The organism is Roseateles sp. NT4, assembly GCF_051857475.1.
In the GTDB taxonomy this organism is placed as follows: Bacteria; Pseudomonadota; Gammaproteobacteria; order Burkholderiales; family Burkholderiaceae_C; genus Pelomonas.
Genome location: NZ_JBPZGZ010000004.1, coordinates 159481 through 185934, shown reverse-complemented (window position 1 = coordinate 185934; position 26454 = coordinate 159481). Strand labels below are relative to the sequence as shown.

General features: G+C 67.9%; 25 protein-coding genes. 9 read left to right on the top strand and 16 right to left on the bottom strand.

The window, feature by feature from the left end; all coding sequences use genetic code 11:
• Positions 1-343: 343 nt before the first annotated feature.
• The 3 genes from ACS5PN_RS24060 to udk all read left to right on the top strand — a co-directional run bounded on the left by ACS5PN_RS24060 (position 344) and on the right by udk (position 2794).
• Positions 344-1300, top strand: a complete 957-nt coding sequence (locus tag ACS5PN_RS24060; RefSeq protein WP_439466559.1) for an ROK family protein — start codon at positions 344-346, stop codon at positions 1298-1300.
• Positions 1300-2019: a copper homeostasis protein CutC gene (locus ACS5PN_RS24055; protein ID WP_439466558.1), complete on the top strand. Its 720-nt coding sequence runs from the start codon at positions 1300-1302 to the stop codon at positions 2017-2019. The genes ACS5PN_RS24060 and ACS5PN_RS24055 overlap by 1 nt, the downstream gene beginning before the upstream one ends.
• Before the next feature lie 133 nt (positions 2020-2152).
• Positions 2153-2794: a uridine kinase gene (gene udk / locus ACS5PN_RS24050; RefSeq protein WP_439466557.1), complete on the top strand. Its 642-nt coding sequence runs from the start codon at positions 2153-2155 to the stop codon at positions 2792-2794.
• Between the two features lie 105 nt (positions 2795-2899).
• Here udk and ACS5PN_RS24045 read toward each other — a convergent pair whose 3' ends face one another.
• From ACS5PN_RS24045 to ACS5PN_RS24035, 3 genes are all read right to left on the bottom strand, one after another.
• Positions 2900-3082 carry a DUF3606 domain-containing protein gene (locus tag ACS5PN_RS24045; RefSeq protein WP_439466556.1) on the bottom strand — a complete coding sequence of 61 codons (183 nt, stop codon included), beginning with the start codon at positions 3080-3082 and terminating at the stop codon, positions 2900-2902.
• 96 nt (positions 3083-3178) lie between these two features.
• Positions 3179-3559 carry a nuclear transport factor 2 family protein gene (locus ACS5PN_RS24040; RefSeq protein WP_439466555.1) on the bottom strand — a complete coding sequence of 127 codons (381 nt, stop codon included), beginning with the start codon at positions 3557-3559 and terminating at the stop codon, positions 3179-3181.
• 25 nt (positions 3560-3584) lie between these two features.
• Entirely contained in the window at positions 3585-4337 is a 753-nt protein-coding gene (locus tag ACS5PN_RS24035; protein WP_439466554.1) for an SDR family NAD(P)-dependent oxidoreductase, read from the bottom strand.
• A gap of 182 nt (positions 4338-4519) precedes the next feature.
• On the opposite strand from ACS5PN_RS24035, the gene ACS5PN_RS24030 reads away from it, so the two are divergent.
• Complete coding sequence (locus ACS5PN_RS24030) at positions 4520-5479, top strand: LysR family transcriptional regulator (RefSeq protein WP_439466553.1); 960 nt, start codon at positions 4520-4522, stop codon at positions 5477-5479.
• On the opposite strand, the gene ACS5PN_RS24025 is transcribed toward ACS5PN_RS24030, so the two are convergent.
• The 6 genes from ACS5PN_RS24025 to hutC form a co-directional block, all read right to left on the bottom strand.
• Positions 5463-7022 carry a methyl-accepting chemotaxis protein gene (locus ACS5PN_RS24025; RefSeq protein ID WP_439466552.1) on the bottom strand — a complete coding sequence of 520 codons (1560 nt, stop codon included), beginning with the start codon at positions 7020-7022 and terminating at the stop codon, positions 5463-5465. The genes ACS5PN_RS24030 and ACS5PN_RS24025 overlap by 17 nt on opposite strands.
• A 60-nt stretch (positions 7023-7082) precedes the next feature.
• A complete protein-coding gene (hutF, locus tag ACS5PN_RS24020) occupies positions 7083-8453 on the bottom strand; it encodes a formimidoylglutamate deiminase (RefSeq protein ID WP_439466551.1) in 1371 nt (456 codons plus the stop codon).
• Entirely contained in the window at positions 8441-9241 is an 801-nt protein-coding gene (hutG, locus tag ACS5PN_RS24015; protein ID WP_439466550.1) for an N-formylglutamate deformylase, read from the bottom strand. The genes hutF and hutG overlap by 13 nt, the downstream gene beginning before the upstream one ends.
• Complete coding sequence (gene hutI / locus ACS5PN_RS24010) at positions 9238-10425, bottom strand: imidazolonepropionase (protein WP_439466549.1); 1188 nt, start codon at positions 10423-10425, stop codon at positions 9238-9240. Before hutI ends, hutG begins: the two co-directional genes overlap by 4 nt.
• Entirely contained in the window at positions 10422-10961 is a 540-nt protein-coding gene (locus ACS5PN_RS24005) for a HutD/Ves family protein (RefSeq protein ID WP_439466548.1), read from the bottom strand. Before ACS5PN_RS24005 ends, hutI begins: the two co-directional genes overlap by 4 nt.
• A 70-nt stretch (positions 10962-11031) precedes the next feature.
• Positions 11032-11751, bottom strand: a complete 720-nt coding sequence (hutC, locus tag ACS5PN_RS24000) for a histidine utilization repressor (RefSeq protein ID WP_439466547.1) — start codon at positions 11749-11751, stop codon at positions 11032-11034.
• 67 nt (positions 11752-11818) lie between these two features.
• Between hutC and hutU the strand changes: the two genes are divergently transcribed.
• The 5 genes from hutU (at position 11819) to ACS5PN_RS23975 (ending at position 18836) form a co-directional block, all read left to right on the top strand.
• Entirely contained in the window at positions 11819-13495 is a 1677-nt protein-coding gene (gene hutU, locus ACS5PN_RS23995) for a urocanate hydratase (RefSeq protein WP_439466546.1), read from the top strand.
• Between the two features lie 8 nt (positions 13496-13503).
• Entirely contained in the window at positions 13504-15009 is a 1506-nt protein-coding gene (gene hutH / locus ACS5PN_RS23990) for a histidine ammonia-lyase (protein ID WP_439466545.1), read from the top strand.
• Positions 15010-15075: 66 nt separating this feature from the next.
• Positions 15076-15819 carry a hypothetical protein gene (locus ACS5PN_RS23985; RefSeq protein WP_439466544.1) on the top strand — a complete coding sequence of 248 codons (744 nt, stop codon included), beginning with the start codon at positions 15076-15078 and terminating at the stop codon, positions 15817-15819.
• A 57-nt stretch (positions 15820-15876) separates the two neighbouring features.
• Positions 15877-17076, top strand: a complete 1200-nt coding sequence (locus ACS5PN_RS23980) for an alpha/beta hydrolase (RefSeq protein WP_439466543.1) — start codon at positions 15877-15879, stop codon at positions 17074-17076.
• A 107-nt stretch (positions 17077-17183) separates the two neighbouring features.
• Positions 17184-18836 (top strand): trypsin-like peptidase domain-containing protein, encoded by a 1653-nt coding sequence (locus ACS5PN_RS23975; RefSeq protein WP_439466542.1) that lies wholly within the window; start codon positions 17184-17186, stop codon positions 18834-18836.
• Positions 18837-18839: 3 nt separating this feature from the next.
• Here ACS5PN_RS23975 and clsB read toward each other — a convergent pair whose 3' ends face one another.
• The 7 genes from clsB to aspS form a co-directional block, all read right to left on the bottom strand.
• Positions 18840-20102, bottom strand: a complete 1263-nt coding sequence (gene clsB, locus ACS5PN_RS23970; protein WP_439466541.1) for a cardiolipin synthase ClsB — start codon at positions 20100-20102, stop codon at positions 18840-18842.
• A complete protein-coding gene (locus ACS5PN_RS23965; RefSeq protein ID WP_439466540.1) occupies positions 20099-20890 on the bottom strand; it encodes an endonuclease/exonuclease/phosphatase family protein in 792 nt (263 codons plus the stop codon). The genes clsB and ACS5PN_RS23965 overlap by 4 nt, the downstream gene beginning before the upstream one ends.
• Positions 20891-21367 (bottom strand): dihydroneopterin triphosphate diphosphatase, encoded by a 477-nt coding sequence (nudB, locus tag ACS5PN_RS23960; RefSeq protein WP_439466539.1) that lies wholly within the window; start codon positions 21365-21367, stop codon positions 20891-20893.
• Between the two features lie 37 nt (positions 21368-21404).
• Complete coding sequence (locus ACS5PN_RS23955; protein ID WP_439466538.1) at positions 21405-22190, bottom strand: NPP1 family protein; 786 nt, start codon at positions 22188-22190, stop codon at positions 21405-21407.
• Between the two features lie 69 nt (positions 22191-22259).
• On the bottom strand, positions 22260-23066 hold the full coding sequence (locus ACS5PN_RS23950) for a CsgG/HfaB family protein (RefSeq protein ID WP_439466537.1): 807 nt from the start codon (positions 23064-23066) through the stop codon (positions 22260-22262).
• 356 nt (positions 23067-23422) lie between these two features.
• Complete coding sequence (locus ACS5PN_RS23945; RefSeq protein WP_439466536.1) at positions 23423-24460, bottom strand: IS110 family transposase; 1038 nt, start codon at positions 24458-24460, stop codon at positions 23423-23425.
• A gap of 128 nt (positions 24461-24588) precedes the next feature.
• Positions 24589-26379: an aspartate--tRNA ligase gene (gene aspS, locus ACS5PN_RS23940; protein WP_439466535.1), complete on the bottom strand. Its 1791-nt coding sequence runs from the start codon at positions 26377-26379 to the stop codon at positions 24589-24591.
• Positions 26380-26454 lie beyond the last annotated feature (75 nt).

Genomic DNA, 26454 nt, shown 5'->3' with positions numbered 1-26454 from the left:
GGGCTTGTTTGATTCGAAGGCGATGCGCAACCACGGCGACGGCAATCACTCGTTTCCCCGAAGTAACTCGGTAGTAACCCGGAGATTTGCCATCGGTTTACTAAACAAGTAAATGGGTCATCAACCAAGAGAAGTGGTCTGCATCTCACCCAGGAAAATTTATACAAAGGAACGTGCAGGAGCTTCAACAAACTTTCACTGTTCTGGTGCAGTTTAGTGTTGATTTAGTAAACAGCAGTCACCGGGGCTCAGGACACTTGCCTGGCCCGCGCCAACCGCAGCAGACTCCGCGTCCCTGGCGCCGCATCGGCATCGACACACCACTGAAGAACAGGCGCATTCCATGACGGCCCCCGGCACCCGCCCCCCTTTTTCCGAGCCCCGCGAGATGCTGGTGGCGGATGTCGGCGGCACCCGCATCCGCCTGGCCCGCTATCTCCACGGCCATGAATGCGAGTTGCTCGCCGATGTGCCGACCCCCGCCAACGACTGGGAGCAGTTCTGCGCCGTGTTCCGGGACGCCGTGCCTCCTGCCGCGACCGGATCTGCAGCCCTGTCCATCTCCATCGCCGGCGTCGTGTCGCCAACCGGCCAGGTCACCGCTGCCAACATCCCCTGCCTGACCTCGCGGTCCCTGGCTGATGAGCTGGCGGCCTTGCTGGGCATGCCGGTCGTCGTCACCAACGATGCGGACTGCGCCGCGCTGGCTGAGGCCCGAGCCGGCGCCGGCGCTGGTCACGCCATCGTTTTCTGCGCGGTACTCGGCACGGGGGTCGGAGGCGGGCTGGTCGTCGACGGCCAGCTCGTCCGCGGCGCCGGGGGGCTCACCGGGGAATGGGGACACGGGCCTGTCGTCAACGAAGCCCTGGTTGAAACCGGCGATGGCCGCAGCGTTCGAGTGCCGCGCCTGCGTTGCGGATGCGGCCTGACGGGGTGCATCGACACCGTGGGTGGCGCGCGCGGGCTTGAGAGGCTGCACGGCTTCCTCCATGGGCTCGAGCAGAGCAGCGTCCAGATCCTGCAGGCGTGGGCCGCGGCCGATCCTTTCGCCACGGCAACCGTCCGCGCCTACATCGATCTGGTCTCGGGCCCGCTGGCCCTGGTTGTCAACGTCACGGGTGCCAGCGTGGTGCCCGTCTGCGGGGGGCTGGGTCGCAGCCGCGAATTCGTCAGCGCCCTCGACCAGGCGGTGCGCCAGCAGATTCTGCGAGATAGCGACGCTGCCTTGGTCGTTCCCAGCACGCTGAACGATCAGGCCGGCCTCATCGGCGCTGCCTACGCCTTCGCCGGAGCCCGCTGATGCGCCTGCTGGAAGTCTGTGTCGACGGCGCTGCCGGCCTGGAGGCGGCGATGCAAGGAGGGGCTGACCGCATCGAGCTCTGCAGCAGCCTGGCCACCGGTGGCGTCACGGCTTCAGCCGGATTGATGGCTTTGGCCTCGCGCCTGCCCATTCCGGTGATCGCGCTCATCCGCCCTCGATCTGGCGACTTCGTGTATTCCAATGCCGAGGAGCTCGCGATGCTGCGCGACATCGAAACTGCCGCGGAGCTGGGCCTGGCCGGCATCGCCATCGGTGCCATGACCGGTGAAGGCCGTCTTGACCTTCCCATGCTCGGCCGCCTGGGACGGCGTGCCCAAGGGCTCCAGCTGACCCTTCACCGCGCCTTCGACCTGGTGCAAGACCAGGCCACGGCGCTGGAAGAGGCCGTCACGCTGGGCTTTCATCGGATCTTGACGTCAGGCGGAGCCCTGAGCGCGACCGCGGGCGCCGCACAACTCGCATCGCTCGTCGAGCAAAGCCGGGAACGAATCGCCATCCTGGCTGGCGGCGGCATCACGCCACGGAACGTGAGGGCCTTGCTGCAATCGACCCAGGTGAGCGAGGTGCATGCCTCGTGCCGCAGCGCGGCCGTCGAACCGGCGCCGGATCTGATGGCTTTCGGGTTTGCGGAATCACCTGCTCGCATCACCTCGGCCGCACTGATTCAGGAACTGAAGGCGAGCATCCAGCGCGCCTAGTCGTCCGGGTCATTCGAACGCCGCAATCGCAGCTTCGAGATGCGTCGCTCATCCCTTTCACCCCGAGGCCGCTCAAAATCTGTTCGCCAGCTTGTAAATTCGCAGGCATCACTCAAGCCCGCGCCACGACCTCATGCCCAAAACCCCTCACAAGCCTTTCGTCATCGGTGTCGCAGGGGGCAGCGGCAGCGGCAAATCGACGGTGACGCGTCAGGTGTTGGCCGCCATCGGAACGGAGAAGGTGGCGGTGGTGATGCAGGACGACTACTACCGGGACCAGTCCCACATGCCACCGGAGGACCGGCGCAAGCAGAACTACGACCATCCGGATGCCTTTGACTGGCCGCTGATGGCGCAGCATCTGTCCGCCTTGCGCAAGGGTGAGGCGATCGAAATGCCGGTGTATGACTTCGCGGCGGACAACCGCTCCAGCGAAACCATTACCGTGAAGCCCGCACCGGTGATCGTGGTCGAGGGCCTGTTCGCCCTGTACGACACCAAGCTGCGCAACATGATGTCGCTGAAGATCTATGTGGACACGGCCTCGGACGTGCGCTTCATCCGTCGGCTGCAGCGCGATATCTCGGAGCGCGGTCGCAGCACCGAGTCTGTCGTGAACCAGTATCTGGAAACCGTGCGCCCCATGCACAAGCAGTTCATCGAGCCGACCAAGCGCAACGCCGACGTGATCCTGCCGCACGGTGCCAACGGTCCGGCGGTGGACATCATCACCACCAAGGTGATGAGCCTGTTGCGCGATATCGAGCGGGGCTGAGCCCCGGCCGCCCATCGCTTCGGGATCCTGGCGGGCGCCCTCTTTGAGTCTTTTCCGGCCTGGGGTTGGATACCGGCCTGCGCCTGCTCACCCCATGAATCGAAGCTAGTGACAGTGGATGCTCAGACGCACGAGCATTGCCATATACCTCGCGACGGCGTTCGCGTCCCGGCCCACCATGCGCACTGCGAATTCGAGCTGGGATTCGGGCACATCGAGGACGCAGGCCCAGAAGCCCAGGTCGTCCACGACGGGGCCTTCATCGGTGTTGTGCTCGCCAGACTTCATGGCCGCAGACTCTAGGAAGTGTGCTCGCGGCTGGCTGTGGGGAGTTCTTGACGACCCTTGTGGGGGAGTTGCGCCCGCCGCCGCCTCGGCCTGAGGTCAGTCCTGCTTGAAAGCCGAGGCCGCCGCCGCTGTGTCCAGGGCTTCGCGCAGGCGCTTGATCTTGCCGTCCTCGGCGATCAACACACCGGCATAGGTCTGCCGGTAGAGTTTTCCGGTGGCGACGACCATGGCCTCGACGGAGTACTCGGCAAACACCTTGTCGGGTGTGTCGATCCAGACCTGCAGATCCTTGAAGCGGAACTCAGGCACGCGCGTGAGGATGCCGGCCACGAGGCCCTGGACCTGCGCCGGGCCGACGGCGCGGGCATTGACCGTGGGCAGCTCCAGGATGCCGTCTTCGGCAAACAACGCGGCGGCGGCGGCAGGGTTCTGGATGTTGTCCAGATAGGCCTTGAGAAGTTCGAGAGCGGTTTTCATGAGTGTCCTTGGTGAGTAGCTGGGCTCAGACCTGCGCCATGCCGCCGTCGACAAAGAGTTCGACGCCGTTGATGTAGCTGGCGGCATCCGATGCGAGGAAGGCCACCACCTTGCCGATCTCGTCAGGCTCGCCGAGGCGGCCCAGCGGCACCTGGGAGGCGAGGTAGTCGAACAGGCCCTGGCGCGTGGCGTCGTCCGGCGCCAGGCCGCCCAGGCCGGGGGTGCGGATGGGGCCGGGGCTCACGGCGTTGACGCGGATGCCGCGATCCTTCAGGTCCAGCGCCCACGAGCGCGCGAAGTTGCGCACGGCGGCCTTGCTGGCGCTGTAGACGCTGAAGTTCGCCGTGCCGAGCACCGAGGTCGTCGACGACGTCAGCACGATGGAAGCGCCCTGGGTCAGCAGGGGCAGCGCCTTCTGCACCGTGAACAGGACGCCCCGCACATTGGTGTCGAAGATGCGATCGAAATGCTCTTCGGTGATGGCGCCCAGCGGCAGCATGTCGCCGCCGCCGGCATTGGCAAACAGGATGTCCAGCCGGCCCGCCTTCCTGGCGATCTCTGCATACACGGCGTCCAGGTCCGCGAGCACCGAGGCGTCCGCGCGGATGCCGCTGGCCCGGGTGCCGATCTCGGCGACCGCCGCGTCCAGCTCCGCCTGGCGGCGACCTGTGATGAATACCTGGGCCCCCTGGGCAGCCAGTTCCTTGGCAGCACCGAGGCCGATGCCCGTGCTGCCTCCGGTGACGAGGGCGATCTTTCCTTCGAGTGGCTTGTTCATGTTCAGCTCCATGTCTATGGGTTTGGGAAACCTGCCTTGCTTGTCCGGCCCCTCAGGGAGAGTGACCGGCGCTGTCGGCATGGGCTCAATGTAGGCACGCTGGATTGAATGAAAAACAGAGAAGGATGGAATGACTATCTACACACATAGATAATCAGATGCGATCAACCGGAGGAATTGGCATGGACCAGCTGCTGGCGATACGCGCCCTCGCCCGCGTCATCGAGGCAGGCAGCTTCACGCGGGCGGCGGACTCCCTGAACATGCCCATCGCCACCGTGAGCAAGCTGGTGCGGGACCTCGAAAGCCACCTCGGCGTGCGCCTGCTGCAGCGCACCACGCGGCGCCTGACCGTGACGCCTGAAGGCCAGGACTACTACGCCAGGAGCAGCCGGGTGTTGCGCGACCTCGAGGACATCGACGGGGCCTTCAACCTGGCACGCGGCAAGCCTCGCGGGCAGCTGCGGGTCGATGTGGGCGGATCAACGGCGCGAGACGTGTTGATCCCCCTGCTACCGGATTTCATGGCGCTCTACCCGGACATCCGCCTGGAGCTCAGCGTGTCGGACAGGTCGGTGGACCTGGTGGGCGACAACGTCGATTGCGTGATCCGCGGCGGTGCGATGGAGAGTTCTTCGCTGGTGGCTCGCCGGCTCGGGGAAGCCGTGCTGATCACCTGCGCCGCGCCCGCCTACCTGAAGCGTTTCGGCACGCCCGCCTACCCTGAGGAACTCAAGAACGGGCATCGCCTCGTCGCGTATGTATCAAGCGATACCGGGCGACCGGTGCCCTTTCGCTTCGAGCGCGACGGCAAGCCAGCGGAGATCAAGGTCGACCACCGCATGGGCATCAACGAGAGCAACGCCCACCTCGCGGCCTGCGTCGCAGCGCTGGGCATTGTGCAGACCTTCGGCTACGCGGCGGCGGAAGCGCTGGGCGATGGACGGCTGGTGGAGATCCTCGAGGATTGGCGCCCGGCGCGCTACCCGTTTCAGCTCGTGTATCCGCAAGCGCGGCACGTGCCGCACCGCCTTCGTGTCTTCATGGAATGGCTGCTCGAGGTCTTCCCGGCGCGCGTGGCGGCATGCCCCGACCCAAAACTGCGCGCAGTTGCCACCACGTCGTTCACGCACTCAGCCTGAACACCGCCACCGACTGAGACAGCTCATCCGCCTGCTGTTGCAGGCTTGAAGCCGCGGCCGCTGACTCTTCCACCAGCGCCGCGTTCTGCTGCGTCATCTGGTCGAGGTTGGCGATGGCCTGGCTGATCTGGCCGATGCCGGTGCTCTGTTCGCCGGTGGCGTGGCTGATCTCGGCCACGATGTCGGAGACGCGGGCGATGGAGGCATTGATCTCCTTCATCGTCTCGCCGGCCTGGGTGACCAGGGCCGAGCCGCTGTCGACGTTCTCGGTGCTGCGCGTGATCAGGGCCTTGATCTCCTTGGCCGCCTCGGCCGAGCGCTGGGCCAGGGTGCGCACCTCGGCCGCGACGACGGCAAAGCCGCGCCCCTGCTCGCCTGCACGCGCCGCTTCGACCGCCGCATTCAGGGCCAGGATGTTGGTCTGGAAGGCAATGCCATCGATGGTGCCGATGATGTCGCTGATCTTGTGTGACGAGCTGCTGATGCGGCCCATGGTGGCGACCACCTCGTTGACCACCTCGCCGCCACGGCGGGCCACCTCGGCGGCGTCGCCGGCCAGCTTGTCCGCCTGCCGCGCCGACTCGGCGTTGTGCGTGACGCTGGCCGTCAGCTCTTCCATGGCCGAGGCCGTCTCCTGCAGATTGGATGCCGCCTGCTCGGTGCGCGAGCTGAGGTCGTGGCTGCCGACAGCGACTTCCCTGGATGCCGTGGCGATGCTGTCGGTGGCACCGCGCACCTGGCGCACGACGCCGACCAGCGAGTCCTGCATGGCGGCCATGCCACGCATCAACTGGGCCGTCTCGTCGCGGCCTCGCGCCTGCACATCGCCGGTCAGGTCCTGGCGTGAAATGCGCTCGGCCGCCGCGACCGCGCGCTGCAGCGAGCTGAGGATGGATTTGGAATTGGCCCAGAGGAGCAGCGTCAGCACGCTGATGGCCACGACCAGCAGCACGATGAGCCCGGTGCGCGCGGACGCGAAACGCGCGTCGATCTGCGCGATCTGCTGCTCGGAGTTCTCGTCGATGAGCTTGGTCAATGCCGCCAGCTCCTTGTCCAGCGCGCGCACCGGGCCCTTGATGGGCTCCATGCCCCTGTTCGCTTCGGCCGTGTCGGGGAACTCGCCTTTGCCGACGCGTTCAGCGAAAGGCAGGAAACCCTCGCGATAGGCCTTCAGCGCCCGCTGCGACTCGGCGACGGCCGTCTGGATGTCCTTGTTCAACTGCAACCCGGCGACCTTGTCCAGGGCGCCTCGGGCCTTGACCTCAGTGTCGTCCCATTCCTTGCGGTATTTGCCGACGGCGGCCGCGTCCGTCATGTTGATCAGGGTGTCCTTCTCGTAGCGCCGCAGATTGCCCACTGCCGCCCGTGCGTTGGACAGCTGGGCCTGGGCTTCGACGTCGTTGTCGACGAAGCGCTTGAGCTGGGCGCTGGCATCGGACTGGGCCAGCAGCCCGGATCCTCCGATCAGCAACATGCCCAGGCCAGCCAGCACGCCTACAGCGGCCAGCCTCGCCCGGATCGGAAATTGGTTCATGTCGATCATGGCAACCTCCTCACCCCTCCGTTGGGATGAGGAAGGGTAGCCATTTCTGATCGATTTGGGCTAATTAGTGGCCCAAAGCTCACGCATGGCGGCCTCGAAAGCATCCCCCACCCGGGTGGGAGCCCGCCAGGGCCGGGCACGGCCGGCCACCCAGACGGATTGCCAAGGCGAGCCGTTGCTGCCGAAGACGACGGCATCCAGCAAGGCTTCGTCCGGCAGGCCGCGCAGGGCGTCGGCCTCGCGGTTCAGTACCAGGCAGTCGGCACGGGCCCCGGGCGTCAGGCCCCAGGCCGAAAAACCGGCGGCACGGGCGCCGCCCTGGATAGCGGCATCGAAGAGCCGTGCCGCGCTGGACGGCTGGGCATCGGGAGACGACGCGACGTTGCGCTGACGCAGCAGCAGGCGCTGGCCGTATTCCAGCCAACGCAGCTCCTCCACCCAGCCACGCGTGACCTGGCTGTCCGAACCCACGGTCAGCGGCACGCCGCCGGCCAGCCAGCGCGGCAGGTCGGCCAGGCCGTCGCCGAGATTGGCCTCGGTACCCGGGCAGATGACGATGCCGGCACCGCTGCGGGCCACAGCCTCGATCTCGGCCGGTTCGGCGTGGGTGGCGTGCACCAGCTGCCAGCGCGGGTCGAGATGACCCTCGTCGGCCAGCCACTGGAGGGGGCGCTTGGCCGTCGCCTTCAGGCAATCGGCCACCTCGGCCGTCTGCTCGGCGACATGGATGTGGATGGGCAGGTCGGCCGCCCCGACCAGATCGCGCAGGCGGGCGATGTCGCGCGGCGAGGCGCCACGCAGCGAATGCAGGGCCACGCCGGCATTCACGCGCTGCAGGCCGGCGGCCATGATGCGCTGGCTGGCCCGCCAGGCCCAGTCGGCGTCGGCGGCAAAGCGGTGCTGGTCGGGCCGCAGGCTGTCGGCACCGAAGCCGCTGCGGGTGTAGACGACAGGAAGCAGGGTCAGGCCGATGCCGACTTCCTCGGCCGCTTCGGCGAGGGCCCAGGCCATGTCGAGCTCGTCGTCGAAGGCCTGGCCCTCGGCGGGGTGGTGCAGGTAGTGGAACTCGCAGACCTGGGTATAGCCGCCGCGCAGCAGCTCGGCATAGAGCTGGCTGGCCACCGCGCGCAACTGCTGGGGCGAGATGCGCAGGGCCAGGGCGTACATGCGGTCGCGCCAGCTCCAGAAATCGTCCTGGCCCGCCTCGCGGCGCTCGGCCAGGCCGACGAAGGCGCGCTGGAAGGCGTGGCTGTGGGCGTTGACGAGGCTGGGGATGACGGGGCCGCCCAGCTTCTCGGCGTCGGCCGGCGCCGGCAGGTTGACGGTGATCTCCGACCAATGCCCGCTCGCATCCACGGTAAGCAGCACATCGCTCTGCCAGCGGCCATCGACCCAGGCCAGGGGGGCATGAAGGCGCTTCAAGGCTGCCATGCGAGCATCTCCTGCAGCATCTTCTCGATCAGCGGCGCGACCTGGGCGGCGCGCGCTTCGTCGTAGGCCGTGCGCGGGTCGGCGGCCTCGTCCATGTAGCAGCGCTGGCACATCTCCAGCTGCACCGCATGCCAGCCCTCGGCCGGGCGACCGTAGTGGCGGGTGATGAAACCGCCCTTGAAGCGGCCGTTGACGACCTGGCTGTACTGCTGCTGGCCGGCCAGCAATGCACCCAGCCGGGCCGTGATGGCGGGCGCGCAGGCCGCGCCATCGGCGGTACCGAGGTTGAGGGCGGGCAGTTCGCCCTCGAACAGCCAGGGCAGCACGGAGCGGATGCTGTGGCCTTCGAACAGCAGGGCGCGGCCATGCTCGGCGTGTAGGCGCGTCAGCTCGGCGGCGAGGGCCTCGTGATAAGGCGTCCAGTAGGCCTCGACACGCGCATCGACGTCGGCGGCACCGGGTTCACCGCCCTCACGGTAGAGGGGCTCGCTGGTGAAGAAGCGCGTCGGCACCAGGCCCGTGCCGCCAGCGGCGCCCGGATACAGCGGCGCGTCGTCGGAAGGGCGGTTCAGGTCGATGACGTAGCGGCTGTGGCGCGGCACGATGAGGCTGGCGCCGAGCTTCTCGGCCAGCGGGCGGTAGAAGCGCTCCAGATGCCAGTCGGTGTCTTCGCTGGCCAACGCACGCGGCACAAAGCGTTCGTGCAGCTCGGGCGGAATCTCGGTGCCCGCATGCGGCAGGCTGATCAGCAGCGGGACCGTCCCCTGCTGAAGTTCAAAGACGCTCATGCTTCTCCCTGTTTCCCTTGCACGACCCGTTCTATCAGCGGGTTATGTCCAAAGCATGCAGTCAGTTCACGCGGATGTCCACTGTCCCAGACGCAGAAGTCGGCACGCTGGCCGGCCACCAGCTGGCCGCGGTCGCGCAGGCCCAGTGCCCGTGCACCGTTGACCGTCAGGCCGCGCAGGGCCTCCTCGGGCGTCAGGCGGAACAGCACGCAGGCCATGTTCAGCATCAGCAGCGGCGACAGCGTCGGCGAGCTGCCCGGGTTGTGGTCGGTCGCGAGGGCGATGGGCACGCCGGCCTCGCGCAGCGCGGCGATCGGCGGCAGTTGGGTTTCACGCAGCGCGTAGTAGGCGCCCGGCAGCAGCACCGCGACGCTGCCCGCGGCCTTCATGGCCTGGACGCCGGCGGGGCTGAGGTATTCGAGGTGGTCGCAGCTCAGTGCACCGTAGCGGGCGGCGAGTTCGGCGCCGCCCTGGTCGCTGAGCTGCTCGGCATGCAGCTTGACGGGCAGGTTCAGGCGCCTGGCCGCGTCGAACACGCGCGCGACCTGGGCCGGGCTGAAGGCGATGTTCTCGCAGAAGGCGTCCACCGCGTCGACCAGGCCGGCCTCGTGCAGGTCCGGCAGCCACAGGCAGGCGGCGGCGATGTAGTCGTCGGCGTCGGCGAACTCGGGCGGCAAGGCATGGGCGGCGAGATAGGTGGTGCGCACATCGACGCCCAGCTTGCCGAGCTGGCGGGCCACGCGCAGCATGCGCGCCTCGGTGGCGGCGTCCAGGCCGTAACCGGACTTGACCTCCAGCGTCGTGACGCCTTCGCGCATCAGCGCCCGCGCCCGCTTGGTGGCGCCCGCCAGCAGCTCGGCCTCGCTGGCCGCACGGGTGGCGGCCACCGTGGACTTGATGCCGCCGCCGGCCCGGGCGATGTCAGCATAGCTGGCGCCATGCAGGCGCTGCTCGAACTCATGGGCGCGGTTGCCGCCGTAGACGAGGTGGGTGTGACAGTCGACCAAGCCCGGCGTGACCAGGGCACCGTTCAGCTCGACAGTCTCATCGGCAGCCGGCGCCTCGGCGCTCGGCCCGACCCAGCGCAGCAGCCCGTCCTCGACCAGCAGGGCGCCGTCCTCGATCAGGCCCCAGCCGCTGTCACCGGCCAGCGTCGCGAGCACGCCACCGCGCCAGAGCTTCATGCGTCCGGGCTCCAGGTCAGCCACCAGGCATTGCCCTCACCCGTGAACACGCAGCTCTGGCCCACCGGATCTTCGCACCAGGCCAGGGTCAGCGGCGCCATGGGCATGGCGCGGTGGCCGTGTTCCAGCAGGCCGCCGCTGACGGTGAACAGGCCGACCCAGGGCGTTTTGGGCAGCAGCACATGGTGGGCCGACTCGACCTCCAGATTGCCGCGCCTTTCCATCACGTTGAAGACATCGGTATCGCCGCGAATCAACGAGGCCTCGGGAGCAAGGCCGCCGTCGAAGCGCAGGGGTTCATCGCCGACGCTCTGCGGCCAGTCGAACAGGCGCAGGCCCGAGCCGCGGATGACGGCCAGCCAGCGGTGCACGCCGGGGAAGGCCGAGAACGGGCCATCGCGCTCCACGCGCGCCACGCTGACGCGCAGCGCCCAGTCGTGGGCATGCGGCCACGCCAGCAGCTCGCGGGTGGTGCCGCCCTTGTTTTTCCAGGCCTGCGGCTCCACGTCGACCGCGCTGACCCTGCTCCAACTCATGTTCTTTTCCTCGCGCTCAACCCCGCGTTCGGGGCAACCGCGCATTTTCCGCAGCTCTGTGCGGCTCGGATCATGCCGAGAAGCTCCCTTGCAATTGGTAACGTGCGCCGGGGTGGGTCAGTTTCACGCTGGTTACGGCCACGCCGCGGCTGTAGGTGATGCGCTTGACGACCAGGCATGGATCGCGGCGGTTGATGCCCAGCAGCTTGGCTTCGACCTCACCGGTCAGCGCGGCCTCGATCATGTAGCGCGCCTCGGACAGCGGCGCCACGTCCAGCAGATAGTGGGTGGGCGTAATGCGCGTGAAATCCTGGGCCAGGTAGTCGGGCGCACAGGCCGGGTTGACGGCCCGCTCCTCGCACTGGATGGCCACGCCGTTCTCCAGGTGCACGATGAGGCTGAGGAAGACCGGCGCACCGCGCTTGAGCCCCAGCTCCGCCGCCTGCTGGGGCGTGGCCTTGCCGCGGGTCAGGGCATGCACGCGGGCCTCGTGCGTGCCGCCGCGCTCCGCGATCTCTTCGTGCACGTCGCGCACGTTCAGCGTCGACGAGATGCGGTGCAGCTGGGCCACGAAGCTGCCCACGCCCTGCACGCGCTCGATCAGGCCCTCTTGCACCAGTTCCCGCAGGGCCCGGTTCACCGTCATGCGGCTGACTTCGAACTGGGTGACCAGGGCACCTTCGCTGGGCAGCAGATCGCCGGCCACCCAATGGCTGCTGGCGATGCCTTCACGCAGATGGTTCTTGACCTTGAGGTACTGGGGTTCGGGACTGGCCGGGCTCTTGGGCATGGCGCCATCCTAGTTGACTTGACTTGTATAGACAACTAGAGTCCGCCCCGGTTCATCAGGAGAAGTCATGACCGCCCTGCCCCGCCCTGTCAAAGCACCCACCGGCACCGAGCTGCACTGCAAGAGCTGGCTCACCGAAGCGGCCTACCGCATGCTGCAGAACAACCTGGACCCCGCCGTGGCCGAGAACCCGGACGCCCTGGTCGTCTACGGCGGCATCGGCAAGGCGGCTCGCAACTGGGACGCCTTCGACGCCATCTGCAAGTCGCTGCGTGAGCTGAACGACGACGAGACCCTGCTGATCCAGTCGGGCAAGCCGGTGGGCGTGTTCCGCACCCACCCGGATGCACCGCGCGTGCTGCTGGCCAATTCCAATCTCGTGCCGGCCTGGGCCAACTGGGAGCACTTCCACGAACTGGACCGCAAGGGCCTGATGATGTACGGCCAGATGACGGCCGGCAGCTGGATCTACATCGGCAGCCAGGGCATCGTGCAGGGCACGTATGAAACCTTCGCCGAGGCCGCGCGCCAGCATTACGGCGGCGTGGCCAAGGGTCGCTGGGTGCTGACCGCCGGCCTGGGCGGCATGGGCGGTGCCCAGCCTTTGGCCGCCACCTTCGCCGGCTTCTGCTCGCTGAACATCGAGTGCCAGCAGTCGCGCATCGACTTCCGCCTGAAGACCCGCTATGTGGACGAGCAGGCCTTCGACCTGGACGACGCGCTGGATCGCATCGCCAAGTACACGGCCGCCGGCGAAGCCAAGTCCATCGCCCTGCTCGGCAATGCGGCCCGCCTGATTCCGCAACTCGCCGAGCGCTGCAAGCAGGGCACGGCCATCAAGCCCGACCTGGTGACCGACCAAACCTCGGCCCATGACCTCATCCACGGCTATCTGCCCGCCGGCTGGAGCGTCGAGCAGTGGAAGGCCGCCGCGGCCGACCCGGCCCAGCACGCCGAGCTGAAGGCCGCCGCCGCCAAGAGCGCCGCTGAACATGTGAAAGGCATGCTGGCCTTCCAGCAGATGGGCATCCCGACGGTCGACTACGGCAACAACATCCGCCAGGTCGCCAAGGACCAGGGCGTGGCCAATGCCTTCGACTTCCCCGGCTTCGTGCCCGCCTACGTGCGGCCGCTGTTCTGCGAGGGCAAGGGACCCTTCCGCTGGGTGGCCCTGTCGGGTGACCCGGAAGACATCCGCAAGACCGACGCCAAGCTGAAGGAGCTGTTCCCGCAGCACGCCGCCCTGCACCGCTGGCTGGACATGGCCGCCGAGCGCATCGCCTTCCAGGGCCTGCCGGCGCGCATCTGCTGGCTGGGCCTGGGCGAGCGCCACATCGCCGGCCTGGCCTTCAACGAGATGGTCAAGAGCGGCGAACTGAAGGCCCCCATCGTCATCGGCCGCGACCACCTGGACAGCGGCTCCGTCGCCAGCCCGAACCGCGAGACCGAAGGCATGAAGGACGGCTCGGACGCCGTCTCCGACTGGCCGCTGCTGAACGCGCTGCTGAACACCGCTGGCGGCGCCACCTGGGTGTCGCTGCACCACGGCGGCGGCGTCGGCATGGGCTACTCGCAGCACTCGGGTGTCGTCATCGTCTGCGACGGCACGGATGCCGCCGCCAAGCGCATCGAGCGCGTGCTGTGGAACGACCCCGGCACCGGCGTCATGCGCCATGCCGATGCCGGCTACGAGTCGGCCGTCGCTTGCGCCAAGAAGAACGAACTGAACCTGCCTTCCCTGTGAAGCCTGCTATGAAACTCATTCCCGGACAACTGACGCTGGACCAGCTCGCCGACATCGCCGCCGGCCGTGCCGCGCTGGAGCTGGCCGACTGGAGCGCCGTCGACAAGAGCGCCGCCCTGGTGGCCGCTGCGGCCGCCGGTGACGCGCCCGTCTACGGCGTCAACACCGGCTTCGGCAAGCTGGCCAGCACCCGCATCGCCAAGGACCAGCTCGCCCAGCTGCAGCTCAACCTGATCCGCAGCCATGCGGTGGGTGTGGGCGCGCCGATGTCACCCGAAGTCATGCGGCTGATGCTGGCCACCAAGGCCGGCAGCCTGGCGCGTGGTTTTTCTGGCGTGCGCCGCGAGGTCGTGCAGTCACTGCTGGACGCCTTCAACGCCGGCTTCATCCCCTACGTGCCCTGCCAGGGCTCGGTGGGCGCCAGCGGCGACCTCGCGCCCCTCGCTCACATGACGCTGGCCCTGATGGGCGAAGGCGAAGCCCTGGTGGCGGGTCAGCGCGTGTCGGCGCGCGACGAGCTCGCCCGCCTGGAGCTCAAGCCGCTGACGCTGGCCGCCAAGGAAGGCCTGGCCCTGATCAACGGCACCCAGGCCAGCACGGCCCTGGCCCTGCACGCCCTGCTGCGCTTCGAAGGCCTGTTCGCCACGGCCCTGGCCAGCGGCGGGATGACGCTGGACGCCGCGCGCGGCAGCGACGGCCCCTTCGACGCCCGCATCCACGCGGTGCGCGGCCAGCCGGGCCAGATCGAGGTCGCCGGCGTCTACCGCGAGCTGCTGGCCGGCAGCGCCATCCGACAGTCGCACCGCGAAGGCGACGAACGCGTGCAGGACCCCTACTGCCTGCGCTGCCAGCCCCAGGTCATGGGTGCCTGCCTGGACCAGGCACGCCACACCGCCGCCGTGCTGGTGCGCGAGGCCAACGCCGTGACCGACAACCCGCTGGTGTTCGAGGACGTCATGGTCTCGGGCGGCAACTTCCACGCCGAGCCGGTGGCCTTCGCGGCCGACAACCTGGCCCTGGCCATTGCGGAAGTCGGCGCCATCGCCGAGCGCCGCATCGCCATGCTGATCGACCCGGGCATCTCGCGTCTGCCGCCCTTCCTGACGGCCGACGCCGGCCTGCACAGCGGCTTCATGATTGCCCATGTGACGGCCGCGGCCCTTGCCAGCGAGAACAAGAGCCTGGCCCACCCGGCCAGCGTCGACAGCCTGCCGACCAGCGCCAACCAGGAGGACCATGTCTCCATGGCCACCTTCGCGGCACGCCGCCTGCACGCCATGATCGACAACACGGCCCACATCGTCGCCATCGAGATGCTGGCCGCGGCCCAGGGCATCGATTTCCTGCGTCCGCTGCAGAGCTCGGCGCCGGTGGAGGCCCTGCATATGCGCCTGCGCGCCGACTGCGCCAGCATGCCAGCCGACCATTACCTGGCGCCGGACATCGAGCGTGCAGCCGCACTGGTTCAAGCAGGCGTGCTGGTGTCGCCGCATGCGCCGCGCTTCGGCGGCTGATCCCCGGGTATGAGTGGCCTGCGCCGCGACGACTGCGGCGCAGAATCGGCGCCAGGATCGACATCCATGCGCGCCGCCCTCCGCCATTCGCTCGTCACCGCGACGCTCGCGCTGCCGCTGGCCTGCGCCGCGGGCGATGTGCTGGTCATCCACCACATCCCCCAGGCCGAGTTGACGGCCGCAGGCGTGCCCGATCTGCCCATGGGCGAGCGCACGGCGCGCTGGGCGGCTCAGGCCGGCCTGGAAGTGCGTTGGGTGCCCGTGCCCTTCAAGCGCAGCCTCGAAGAGTTGCGCCGCAACGCCGCTGCCTTCTGCCTGCTGGGCGTCTTCGACCTGCCCGAGCGGCGGCACATGGCGCGCCTGTCCGTGCCTCTGGTGCCCGGCGAGCCGCAGTTCCTGCTCGTCGCCGGTCGCGTCGCCGCGCAGATGCGGGCCTTGCGCGATGTCCGCAGCGCGATGCTGGACCCGCGCTTCGAATTGCTGGCCTTCGACGGTGTGGCCTACGGACCCACGCTGGACCGCTGGATCGCCGAGCGCCAGCGCAAGCCGCTGTGGGTGGACAACGGCACCGCCCAGGTCGTGCCCATGCTGGCGCGCGGCCGCGCAGACTTCACCATCTCCGTCGCTTCGGAACTGCAGGCCCTGCGCGCCAGCGGCGGCGCCGAGGCGCAGTCCATCGAGGTGCTGAATCTGCCTGGCATGCCGGCACCGCCCACGCGCCATCTGGCCTGCAGCCTGCGCGTACCGGCCGCCTGGCTGGCGCGCTTCGACGCGGCCGCCCGTGGCCAGCCGGCGCCTGGCACGCCCTGAGGCGGATTCGCGCCGATGGCTTTTGGCAGGACCGGGTGTCTCGTCTATCGTGACGGCATGCGCTCCTTCATCCCTGCCCTGCTGCTGGCCCTCGCAGCCGCGTCGAGCCAGGCGGACACGACCCTCCGCTTCAACATCGATCTGTCGGCCGAAATCGCCGCCGGCCGCTTCGACCCGGCCCGCGACCGCCTCGGCCTGCGTGGGGGTGCGGCGCCGCTGAGTTGGGACCGCTCCGTGCTGGCCGAGCCCGGCGACAAGCCGGGCCGCTATCGCCTGCGGCTGACACTGCCCGACGATGCCACGGGCGGCCAACCGCTGGCCTACAAGTTCCGCATCGAGCGTGGAACGGGCCAGGACGGCAGCGACGGCTGGGAGCCGGGGCGCAACCACGCCGTGGTGCTCAACGGCGGCGAGGTCCTGGTCGCGCGGGTGTTCGGCGCGCCGGCAGAGGATGTGCCGGTGTCTCGCGTGGGCACCATCGAGCGCATGGGCCTCGTCCCGTCCACCCATGTGAACCCGCGCGAAGTCCAGGTCTGGCTGCCGCCGGGCTATGCCGAACACCCCGAAGCGCGCTACCCGGTGCTCTATCTGCACGACGGCCAGAACGTCTTCGACGCGCGGGCCGCCGGCTCCGAATGGCAGGTGGACGAGGCGGCGCAGCGCGGCGTCTCTTCGGGCCGGCTGCGACCCTTCATCGTCGTGGCCGTGTCCAGCGTCGACGCCAGCCGCACGGATGACTACACGCCCAGCGTCATGACGCAGCCCGCCGAGCGTCAGGGCCAGGCGGCACAAAAGCACGGCGGCAACGTGTCCGCCTATGCGCGCTTCCTCGTGGAAGAGTTGAAGCCCACCATCGACGCCCATTTCCGCACCCGGACCGGCCGGGCAGACACCGCCGTGGGCGGCTCGTCCTTCGGTGGCCTGGCCTCGATGTGGCTGGCCCTGCACCGACCCGAGACCTTCGGCGCCGCCCTGGTCGTGTCGCCCTCGGTCTGGTGGGATGACCGCTTCATCCTTCGCGACGCGGCCGCCACGACGCCCTCGCCTCGCCCCCGGCTGTGGGTGGACATGGGCGCTCAGGAAGGCGACCAGGCCATGCAGTTCGCCCGTGAGCTGAACGAGCTGCTGCGCCGCCGCGGTTGGGGCGACGAGACCCTGCGCTTCACCGAGGACACCACCGGCCGCCACGACGAGGGCAGCTGGGCGCGACGCGTGCCGGCAATGCTGGACTTCCTGTACCGCGCCGACGGCCGGTAGTGCCCGACGGCACGTGAGGTGCCTGCAAGCTTGGGGGGCTGGCCGGGCGACCCGCGTCGCTCGGTTACGCTCACTGCAAACATCAAGCCCGTCCAAGGAGGACCTCAATGAAGGTGTCGGCTCGCCTGTTGCTTGCAGGGTCTGTCTCGCTCTGCGGCTTGCCCGTCCTGGCCCAGACCGATGAGCTGCGCCAGGCCCAGGAGGCTTTCACCAAGCGCAATTACGCCGACAGCCTCAAGCTTGCCGAGCCTCTGGCAGCGCAGGGCGACAACGGCGCGAGAGTGCTGGTGGCGCGCATGAAGCTGGGCGGCCTCGGAACGATCAAGGACGAGGTGGCCGCAGCCGCGCTGCTGAAGGCGGCCGCCGAGGCCGATCACGCACCGGCGCAGGTGCTCTATGCCGCCCAGGTCTACCAGGGCAATGGCGTCAAGAAGGACCAGGCGGCGGCCATGGCCTGGTACCGCAAGGCGGCCGAACTCGGCGACGCCGACGGCCAGGTGGCCTATGGCGGCTGCCTGTTGAGCGGCCTGTGCGGCCTGCCCAAGGACGAGGCCCAGGGGCTGCCGTGGGTGCGCAAGGCAGCCGAGCAAGGCAACCCCAATGGGCAGACACGCCTGGGCGATGTCTACACACGCGGCGAAGGTGTCGAGAAGGACCCGATCGCCGCCGTCGACTGGTATCGCAAGGCGGCCCATCAGCTCTATCCGCGGGGTGAGCGGCAGCTGGGCATCGCCTATGCCAACGGCCAGGGCGTGGCGGTCGACCCGGAGGAGGCGCTGAAGTGGCTGCAGGCCGCCGCCTACCAACGCGACAGCCTCGCCCAGGAGTGGGTGGGCTCCTTCTTCGAACGCGGTCGCGCCGTCGTGCCCGACCCCGTCAAGGCGCTGACGTGGTATCTGGTGGCCAGCAGCCGCGACAGCCGGGACTCGCTGAAGACCGCCATCGAACGCGTGCGCGGCAAGCTCAGCGCCACCCAGCAGGCCGAGGCGCAGACCAAGGCCTCTCAGTGGCCGGTGGTCGCAGAACAGATCCGGGCCCTGCTGGCGGTGGCGCCGGCCGGCACGGTCAAGCCTGAAAGCGCCACCCCTGGCGCGGTAGCCGTGACCGCGGTGGCGCCGTCCCGCAGCAGCGGCACCGGCTTCGTGGTGGGCACGCAAAGCACTTTCGTCGTGACCAACCATCACGTCATCGCCAACTGCAAGAGCCTGCGCATCCTGCCGCAGGACCTGCCGGCCACCGTCAAGGTGAAGGATGCCAAGAACGATCTGGCGGCGCTGGAAGTGCCCGGGCTGGGCCTGACCCCGCTGAAGCTGCGCAGCGGGCGCGGCGTGCGTCCGGGCGACGACCTGATCGTGCTGGGTTTTCCGCTGAGCGGCCTGCTCGCCAGCGGCCCGGGTGTCAGCACCGGCACGCTGACCAACCTGGGCGGCATCAACAACGACACCAGCCGCTACCAGATCTCGGCGCCGGTGCAGCCAGGCAACAGCGGCGGGCCGGTGCTGGACCTGCACGGCCAGGTGATCGGCGTGGTGGTGGCCCAGATCAATGCCGTCGGCGTCTCGCAGGCGACCGGGTCCATTCCGCAGAACATCAACTTCGCCGTCAGCAACAACACGCTGACCGGCTTTTTGGATGCGTCCGGCCTGGACTACGGGAGCAGCCAGCTGCAGGCCGACGCGAAAGCTAAGCGGATGTCGGCCGCCGACGTGGCGCAGCAGGCCAAACGGTCCACCGTCAAGGTTGAGTGCCGCCCGGACTGAAGCTCAGTACCGCCCCGCCGCACCCGCTACACGCAGGAAGACATAGGCGAACCAGGCCACGACGGCGCGGTGCAGCATGGCGCGCAGGCCCGTGCCGCCATGTTCTCCCACGCGGCTGGCCGCGGTGATGGAGGTGTCGATCTCGCCGGCCAACCGGGCTGCGAAGCCGGCGTCCTCGACGACGACGTTGGCCTCCAGGTTGACGAGCAGGGACAGCGGGTCGATGTTGGAGCTGCCCACCGTTGCCCAATGCCCGTCGACGACGGCGACCTTGGCGTGCAGGAAGGCCGGCGTGTATTCGTAGATCTCCACGCCATGGCCGAGCAGGTCGGCGTACAAGGCTTCGGCGGCCCAGCCGGCGATGCGGTAGTCCAGCTTCCCCTGCAGCAGCAGGCGCACACGCACGCCGCGGTCTGCCGCCCGGCGCAAGGCCTGGCGGATGCGCTGCCCGGGATAGAAATAGGGGCAGATGATGTCGACGCTGGACCGGGCCTCGCGGATGGCGTCGGCATAGGCATGCTCGATGGTGCGGCGGCGGCGGAGGTTGTCGCGCAGCACGAAGGCCGCGCTGACGGGCTGCAGCCTGGACACCGGCTCGGCCAGGCGCTGCGGGCCGCGCCAGAGCTGGTTCAGCCACAGGCTCATGCGGCGGCGCAACGGCACATAGTCGAGCAGGGCATCGTCGAACTCGCGGCCCAGCCAGGCGCGCGACCAGATCGAGCGCACGCTCTGCCCCACCAGGTCGACCAGGCCGCCCCGAACCTGCACCGCGAAATCCAGCCGTGGAAGGTCGCTGACGCCGTGATGGATGTCGAAGCGGTCGTCGAGGACATTGATGCCGCCGACGAAGGCGACGTCGCCATCGACAACGAAGAGCTTCTGGTGCAGACGCCTCAGCTGACCCGGCTGAAACCAGCGCCACCAGCGGTCCATGGGCCGGAACACGGCCAGGGCCACGCCGCTGCCGGCAAAGCGCTCGCGCAATGCCTTGATGCTGCCGTTGCTGCCGAAGCCATCGACGACGATGCGCACACGCACACCTCGCTGGTCCGCCGCAATCAGCGCATCTGCCAGCGCGAGCGATGTGGCGTCGTTGTGGAAGATGTAGGTCGCCAGCCAGATCTCGCTGCTGGCGTGGCGGATGGCGGCATGCATGCGCGGGAAGAGCTGGTCGCCGCCGCGCAGCAGCTCGACCTCATTGCCGCCAACGAAGCCAGGGTCAACGGCATGGTGCCTGCCGCGCCGCCTCGACCCCAGCCGCCTCATTCGAGGGCCAGCTCCACAATCAGCGGCAGATGGTCGGACATTCGGGCCCAGCTGGGCCCGCGTGGCACCTGAACGCCGGTGCAGCGCAAGCCGCGCACATAGACGCGATCGAGCGCGAACACGGGCAGCCGCGACGGGAAGGTGGGCGCCCGCGCGCGACCGTGCGGCGGCGTGGCGCGACGCAGGCCATGGGCACGCATCGGCGTATCCAGGCGCTCGCCCCAGTCGTTGTAGTCACCCGCGACGAGGAAGGGTGCGCCCTCGGGCACGTTGTCGCGCACAAAGGCAGCGAGACGATCGACCTGGCGCATGCGGCTGGAATGGATCAGCCCGAAATGCGCAACCACGACATGCACGACCGTGCCCTGCCAATGCACCGGCACATGCAACAAGCCGCGTTGCTCCAGAGAGTGATCCGACACGTCGTGGTGGCCGATATCGCCCAAGGGCCAGCGAGACAGCAGCGCGTTGCCGTGTTCGCCGTACTTGGTCGTGGCGTTGGTGCGGTAGGCCACCTCGTAGCCGTCGGGCGCCAGGAATTCGGCCTGGCCCTTGTCCGGCCAGCCGAACCAGGTACGGTCGAAATACGCGGCCTCGCGGTGATGGAAGAGGCGCACCTCCTGCAGACAGACCAGGTCGGCGTCCATGGCCTCGACACCCATCTGCAGGTTGTGGATCTCCAGGCGCTTGGCCGGTCCGAGACCGCGCACACCCTTGTGGATGTTGTAGGTGGCAACGCGCAGCACGTCGCCGGGCGCATGGGGGGTGGGGCGGGCAACGGATCTCATCTAGGGCATCGAGGTTGCGGCGCTGAAGCGGGGCAGTTGCAGCACGGCTTCGGCGTTGGAGGGCGAGAAGCAGCGGTCGGCCGCCTCATGCCACGGCAGCCAGAGCCACGATAGATGCTCGCGCGGCGCCAACGTCGGCGTCAACTTCTCGGGCAGTTGTAGGCCAAAGACGTGTTCGGTATTGCGCGTGACACCGGGCGCATAGCGATGCCGCCACTGCGGGTAAATCTCGTAAACATTGGCGAGGTTCCAGTCGCTCAGCTCGGCGCCCAGGGCCGCGATGTCGAAGCCTGTTTCCTCCAGCACCTCACGGCGCGCCGTCTCGTCCAGGGCTTCGTCGGGTGTGTCCTTGGAGCCGGTGACGCTTTGCCAGTAGCCGGGATGGTCGGCCCGCTCGATCAGCAGCACCTGCAGATCGGGCGTGTGGATGACGACGAGGACCGACTCCGGGATCTTGTACGGCTTGGCGGGAGGCATGCGAGCAGCATAGCCGCGCGCCTGCCGTCCCGGGGGCTCAGGGCTTGGAGGCTTCGATGCTCGCCTGCGTGAACTCCGGATAGCCCGAGGGCCGGAAGGTGTTCAGATTGGTCAAGAAATTGTTGTCGCGCAGCGGGATGGTGGCCGAGCCGTAGTCATAGGCATTCAGCTTGTTGCGCATCTGCTCGTTGCTGACCCCGTCGCCGTACACCTCGTACCAGCTGACGATGGTGGGCGTGACGAACTGGCCATAACCGTTCTCTGCCACCTCGTTGACCTTGGCCATGCGCATGGCATGCGTCGTCACGCCGTCCTTGTGATAAACGATCTTGACGTGGCCATACTGCATCGGCAACTGCGCCACGGCGACGTTGTAGAGCTTGCCGTGGGCGCTGTAGCCGGCGTGGGTGACGACGCCATTCTTCGTCCAGACCGCGGCATGCTCCCAGTCGTGGCGATGGCCGCCGCCGAAGATGGTGGCCTGGTCCTTCAGGAAATACAGCGCGTAGAAATGGCCGCAGTAGGTGTCCGCACCGCTGCGCAGGCAGGCATGGCGGTGCAAGGTGTTGGACATGTCCAGGAAGTTGTTCGCCCGGCAGCCGCCGGTGATGCTGCCGCTGGGGTTCAGGCCGGCGTTCTGGCGGCCATCGCGGGCCACGCCGGCACTGGGCAGGCAGCCGTCACCGTCGAAGTCAAACACCGGGTAGGTGGCGCGGATATCGACGGTGCGCGGCAGGGCCTCGTCGAGGCGCGGAAAGTTGTCGGCATGCGCGGCGGCGGCCAGGGCCAGCAGCGGAATCAGCGCGGAAATGGTCTTCTTCAACCGACTCTCCAACGGGAGTGGGAAAGCCGCGACTGTCGAGGCGCCGCATGTCGGCGCCGTGAAGATGGATCAGCCGCCTTGCTGCTGCTTGCGCTTGGTCGCCACCTCCGGCGGCAGCTCCTTGGCCTGCAGCTCGCGCACCTGGGCCACGAGCTGGTTGTGGGCATCCAGGAAGGCCGCGGCGATGACCTTGCCTTCGTTGGAATTGCTCCAGCCGGCACCTGCGGCGCCGCCCAGCTTGCCGAGCACGGCACCACCCACGCCCAGGTCGGCCACTTCGACGGACCCGGTGGACGCAGCGACCTGCTCGGTCGTCTCGTTATCGGTCAGCAGCAGGGCCGCCTGGGCCTGCTTGAGCTTGACCTGCTCGGCCGCGCCGACAAGCTTGTTCAGATAGGGAATCGCCTGCAGGATGCCGCCGATCTGGCGGCCGGCGTCCTGCTCGCTGAAGGTGAGGCTGGGCGTCAGGCTGTACTGGGCTTCGTAGCCCTTGCCCTTGTGCACGGTGTTGCCGTCCTGGCGCAGGATGCCGGCGTCTTTGAGCTCCTGCTCGCGCACCGTGGCCTTCAGGCCGGCGGCGCGGTCGACGACGCGAAAGCACCCGCTCTGCTGGGCCAGCAGGCGCACCAGCGGCACGGGACTGGAGGGCAGCTGATAACTGCTGGAATAGGCGTAGCCATTGGGGTTCTCGACCAGGGCCATCGTCGCCACGGGCTTGTCGCACTTCACCAGCTCGCGGCTGGCCTTGTGCGCGCCCGCGGGGCCGGCAGAGCCGCTGATGACCGAGCCGCCGTCGCCCAGCGTGGTGGACGACTTGCCACAGCCCGCGATCAACAGGACGGCGGCGATGGCCAGAAAGGAGCGGACGGGGTTCATGCAGGTCACCTCAGGAAGAGACGCGAGAGTCTGCCCTCGGCATCGGGTCGCCATGCCCCAGGGTTTGGGGACAATCCCCCCGAGCTGGGGCGTAAAAATCTATGGTCACCCCCGTTTTTGCAAGAGCTGATGGCGGGCTGAGGTGAAGGTGGCTTGCGTAAATCTATCCGGCGTCTGGATGGGGATCGATGATCCCCGCGCCACGATGAGAGTCGCGCCCGGCAGTCCTTAAAAAGCCCGCGGCTTCAAAAGCCATTTTTACGGTCTGGATGCCTGCCGGGCCGAATGGGCCGTTCACGTCATCACTGCTACAGCGGTCGCAAAACCAGTTGGGTGTTCCTGTTGTGAGGGGTGAGTCAGGCCGCAGCCGGTTCTGGCCTGAGCTTGCCCGGGTCGTAAACCGTGTGACTGCGTGCCAGAGCCCAGGCCATGCGCGCGAGCTTGTTGGCCAGCGCACACGCCACCACGTTCGAATGCCGGCGTGTGAGCAGCGAGCGCACCCAGTCGGCCAGCGGGCTGGGGTATTTGTCCAATCGCTGCATGAAGGCCCGAGCGCACTGCACAAGCAGTCGTCGCAGGTTCTTGTCGCCGCGCTTGCTGATGCCCAGCAGTGTCGACTTGCCGCCGGTGCTGTACTGGCGCGGCACCAACCCGAGCGAGGCCGCGAAGTCACGGCTGGCGGCGAACTGATGCCCGCCGCCCATCTCGGCCGAGAGCACGCTGGCGGTGATGGGGCCGACGCCTGGCAGCGTCATGAGTCTGTGGCCCAAGTCGTCCTCGTGGACTTGATGGCTCAGCTGCTTCTCGACCTCGGCGATCTGGCCGTCGAGGTACTTGAAGTGCTCGTGCAACCGCTCCAGCACCGATACCAGTTGGGGCGGCAAATCTTCATGCTCGGCCAGCAGGGCCGGCAACCGCTTGATGACGGTGAAGCCAATAGGCAGGGCAACGCCGAACTCCAGCAGGAAGCCGTGCATCTGGTTGGCAGTCTTGGTACGGTCGCGAACCAGCGACTCGCGCACGCGGTGCAGCATCGACAGCGTCTGCTGGACCTCGGTCTTGGGCGGCACGAAGCGCATCGTGGGTCGCGAGGCAGCCTCGCAGATGGCCTCGGCGTCGATGAAGTCGTTCTTGTTGCCCTTCACGAACGGGCGCACGTACTGGGGTGAGATCAGCTTGACCTCGTGGCCCAGGGCGGCGAGCTTGCGCGCCAGGTAGTGCGCGCCGGCGCAAGCCTCCATGATGGCCGTGCAGGGGTGGAACTTGGCGAAGAACTCGACGAGCTGCTTGCGGTTGCACTTCCTGCGAAACACCGCCAGGCCCTTGCGGTCCTGGCCGTGCAGGTGAAACGAGTGCTTACCCAGGTCGATGCCGACCAGCGTCACAGAGTCCATGATGACCTCCGCCACAAAGAAGAACACCCCGGCAACGTATGTCACCGGGGTGTTCGGGGCAAACACGAGATGGGGTGACCATCTCATTAAGCCCCACCGGGGTGAGGCTCTCATCAGATCGCCGCAGCTCAGGCCGCCGGCGTCGCGTTGCGCAGGCGGATGTGCAGCTCGCGCAGCTGCTTCTCGTCGACCAGCGACGGGGCGCCGGTCAGCAGGCACTGGGCGCGCTGGGTCTTGGGGAAGGCGATCACATCGCGGATGGACTCGGCCTTGGTCATCATCGTGACGATGCGGTCCAGACCGAAGGCCAGGCCACCGTGCGGGGGCGCGCCGTACTGCAGCGCGTCCAGCAGGAAGCCGAACTTGATGCGCTGATCTTCCTCGCTGATGTTCAGCGCCGCAAAGACCTTCGCCTGCACTTCAGCGCGGTGGATACGCACCGAGCCGCCGCCCAGCTCCCAGCCGTTGAGCACCATGTCGTAGGCCTTGGCGATGCACTTGCCCGGGTCCGACGTCATCAGGTCTTCGTGGCCGTCCTTCGGCGCCGTGAACGGGTGGTGAACAGCCGCCCAGCGGTTGTTCTCCTCGTCATGCTCGAACATCGGGAAGTCGACCACCCACAGCGGGGCCCACTTGTCCTCGAACAGGCCGTTGGTCTTGCCGAACTCGCTGTGGCCGACCTTGAGGCGCAGGGCGCCGATGGCGTCGTTGACGATCTTGGCCTTGTCGGCACCGAAGAAGATCAGGTCGCCATCCTGGGCGCCGGTGCGCTTCAGGACTTCGGCGACGGCTTCGTCGTGCAGGTTCTTGACGATGGGCGACTGCAGGCCTTCGCGGCCCTTGGCCACTTCGTTGACCTTGATCCAGGCCAGGCCCTTGGCACCGTAGATCTTGACGAACTCGGTGTAGGCGTCGATCTCGCCACGGCTCATGGCGGCACCGCCCGGCACGCGCAGTGCGACGACACGGCCGCCCGGCGTGGTGGCGGGGCCGCTGAACACCTTGAAGTCCACCGTCGTCATGGCGTCGGTCAGCTCGGTGAACTCGAGCTTGACGCGCAGGTCGGGCTTGTCGGAGCCGAAGCGGTGCATGGCGTCGGCGTACTTCATGACCGGGTAGTCGCCCAGCTCGACGTTGAGCGCCTTGCGGAAGACGTGGCGGATCATGCCCTCGAACATCGAGCGGATCTCTTCCTCGGTCAGGAAGCTGGTCTCGATATCGATCTGCGTGAACTCGGGCTGGCGGTCGGCGCGCAGGTCCTCGTCACGGAAGCACTTGGTGATCTGGTAGTAGCGGTCGAAGCCCGACACCATCAGCAGCTGCTTGAACAGCTGGGGCGACTGCGGCAGCGCGAAGAAGTGGCCGTCATGCACGCGGCTGGGCACGAGGTAGTCGCGCGCGCCTTCGGGCGTGCTCTTGGTGAGCATCGGCGTCTCGATGTCGACGAAGCCATGCTCGTCCAGGAACTTGCGGACTTCCATCGCGACGCGGTAGCGCAGCATCAGGTTGTTCTGCATGTAGGGACGGCGCAGGTCCAGCACGCGGTGCGTGAGGCGGGTCGTCTCCGACAGGTTCTCTTCGTCGATCTGGAAGGGAATGGGCACCGACGGGTTCAGCACCTCGATCTCGTGGCAGAGCACTTCGATCTTGCCGCTGACGAGGTTGGCGTTCTCGGTGCCGGCCGGGCGCGCGCGCACCTTGCCGACGATCTTGAGGCAGAACTCGCTGCGGACGTCTTCGGCGATCTTGAAGCTGTCGGCGCGGTCGGGGTCGCAGACGATCTGGACCAGGCCTTCGCGGTCGCGCAGGTCGATGAAGATGACGCCGCCGTGGTCGCGGCGACGATGGGCCCAGCCCATCAGGGTCACGGTCTGGTCGAGCAGCTTTTCGCTGACTTGGCCGGCATAGCAGGTACGCATGGGATTTCTCCGGATTCTTTTCAGGGGGTGTTCTGTGGGCGCTGATGAGCTCGCTCGGCTCTCAGGATTGAACGC

What these genes read in the sequence shown, in the direction of transcription:
- ACS5PN_RS23945 (WP_439466536.1), bottom strand. Translation starts at nt 24,460, where the DNA reads ATGGACTCTGTGACGCTGGTCGGCATCGACCTGGGTAAGCACTCGTTT.
- ACS5PN_RS23950 (WP_439466537.1), bottom strand. Translation starts at nt 23,066, where the DNA reads ATGAACCCCGTCCGCTCCTTTCTGGCCATCGCCGCCGTCCTGTTGATC.
- ACS5PN_RS24055 (WP_439466558.1), top strand. Translation starts at nt 1,300, where the DNA reads ATGCGCCTGCTGGAAGTCTGTGTCGACGGCGCTGCCGGCCTGGAGGCG.
- ACS5PN_RS24060 (WP_439466559.1), top strand. Translation starts at nt 344, where the DNA reads ATGACGGCCCCCGGCACCCGCCCCCCTTTTTCCGAGCCCCGCGAGATG.
- hutU (WP_439466546.1), top strand. Translation starts at nt 11,819, where the DNA reads ATGACCGCCCTGCCCCGCCCTGTCAAAGCACCCACCGGCACCGAGCTG.
- nudB (WP_439466539.1), bottom strand. Translation starts at nt 21,367, where the DNA reads ATGCCTCCCGCCAAGCCGTACAAGATCCCGGAGTCGGTCCTCGTCGTC.
- hutG (WP_439466550.1), bottom strand. Translation starts at nt 9,241, where the DNA reads ATGAGCGTCTTTGAACTTCAGCAGGGGACGGTCCCGCTGCTGATCAGC.
- ACS5PN_RS23965 (WP_439466540.1), bottom strand. Translation starts at nt 20,890, where the DNA reads ATGAGATCCGTTGCCCGCCCCACCCCCCATGCGCCCGGCGACGTGCTG.
- hutC (WP_439466547.1), bottom strand. Translation starts at nt 11,751, where the DNA reads ATGCCCAAGAGCCCGGCCAGTCCCGAACCCCAGTACCTCAAGGTCAAG.
- ACS5PN_RS23975 (WP_439466542.1), top strand. Translation starts at nt 17,184, where the DNA reads ATGAAGGTGTCGGCTCGCCTGTTGCTTGCAGGGTCTGTCTCGCTCTGC.
- ACS5PN_RS24005 (WP_439466548.1), bottom strand. Translation starts at nt 10,961, where the DNA reads ATGAGTTGGAGCAGGGTCAGCGCGGTCGACGTGGAGCCGCAGGCCTGG.
- aspS (WP_439466535.1), bottom strand. Translation starts at nt 26,379, where the DNA reads ATGCGTACCTGCTATGCCGGCCAAGTCAGCGAAAAGCTGCTCGACCAG.
- hutH (WP_439466545.1), top strand. Translation starts at nt 13,504, where the DNA reads ATGAAACTCATTCCCGGACAACTGACGCTGGACCAGCTCGCCGACATC.
- ACS5PN_RS24030 (WP_439466553.1), top strand. Translation starts at nt 4,520, where the DNA reads ATGGACCAGCTGCTGGCGATACGCGCCCTCGCCCGCGTCATCGAGGCA.
- ACS5PN_RS24035 (WP_439466554.1), bottom strand. Translation starts at nt 4,337, where the DNA reads ATGAACAAGCCACTCGAAGGAAAGATCGCCCTCGTCACCGGAGGCAGC.
- ACS5PN_RS24025 (WP_439466552.1), bottom strand. Translation starts at nt 7,022, where the DNA reads ATGATCGACATGAACCAATTTCCGATCCGGGCGAGGCTGGCCGCTGTA.
- ACS5PN_RS24040 (WP_439466555.1), bottom strand. Translation starts at nt 3,559, where the DNA reads ATGAAAACCGCTCTCGAACTTCTCAAGGCCTATCTGGACAACATCCAG.
- hutF (WP_439466551.1), bottom strand. Translation starts at nt 8,453, where the DNA reads ATGGCAGCCTTGAAGCGCCTTCATGCCCCCCTGGCCTGGGTCGATGGC.
- udk (WP_439466557.1), top strand. Translation starts at nt 2,153, where the DNA reads ATGCCCAAAACCCCTCACAAGCCTTTCGTCATCGGTGTCGCAGGGGGC.
- hutI (WP_439466549.1), bottom strand. Translation starts at nt 10,425, where the DNA reads ATGAAGCTCTGGCGCGGTGGCGTGCTCGCGACGCTGGCCGGTGACAGC.
- ACS5PN_RS24045 (WP_439466556.1), bottom strand. Translation starts at nt 3,082, where the DNA reads ATGAAGTCTGGCGAGCACAACACCGATGAAGGCCCCGTCGTGGACGAC.
- ACS5PN_RS23985 (WP_439466544.1), top strand. Translation starts at nt 15,076, where the DNA reads ATGCGCGCCGCCCTCCGCCATTCGCTCGTCACCGCGACGCTCGCGCTG.
- ACS5PN_RS23980 (WP_439466543.1), top strand. Translation starts at nt 15,877, where the DNA reads ATGCGCTCCTTCATCCCTGCCCTGCTGCTGGCCCTCGCAGCCGCGTCG.
- clsB (WP_439466541.1), bottom strand. Translation starts at nt 20,102, where the DNA reads ATGAGGCGGCTGGGGTCGAGGCGGCGCGGCAGGCACCATGCCGTTGAC.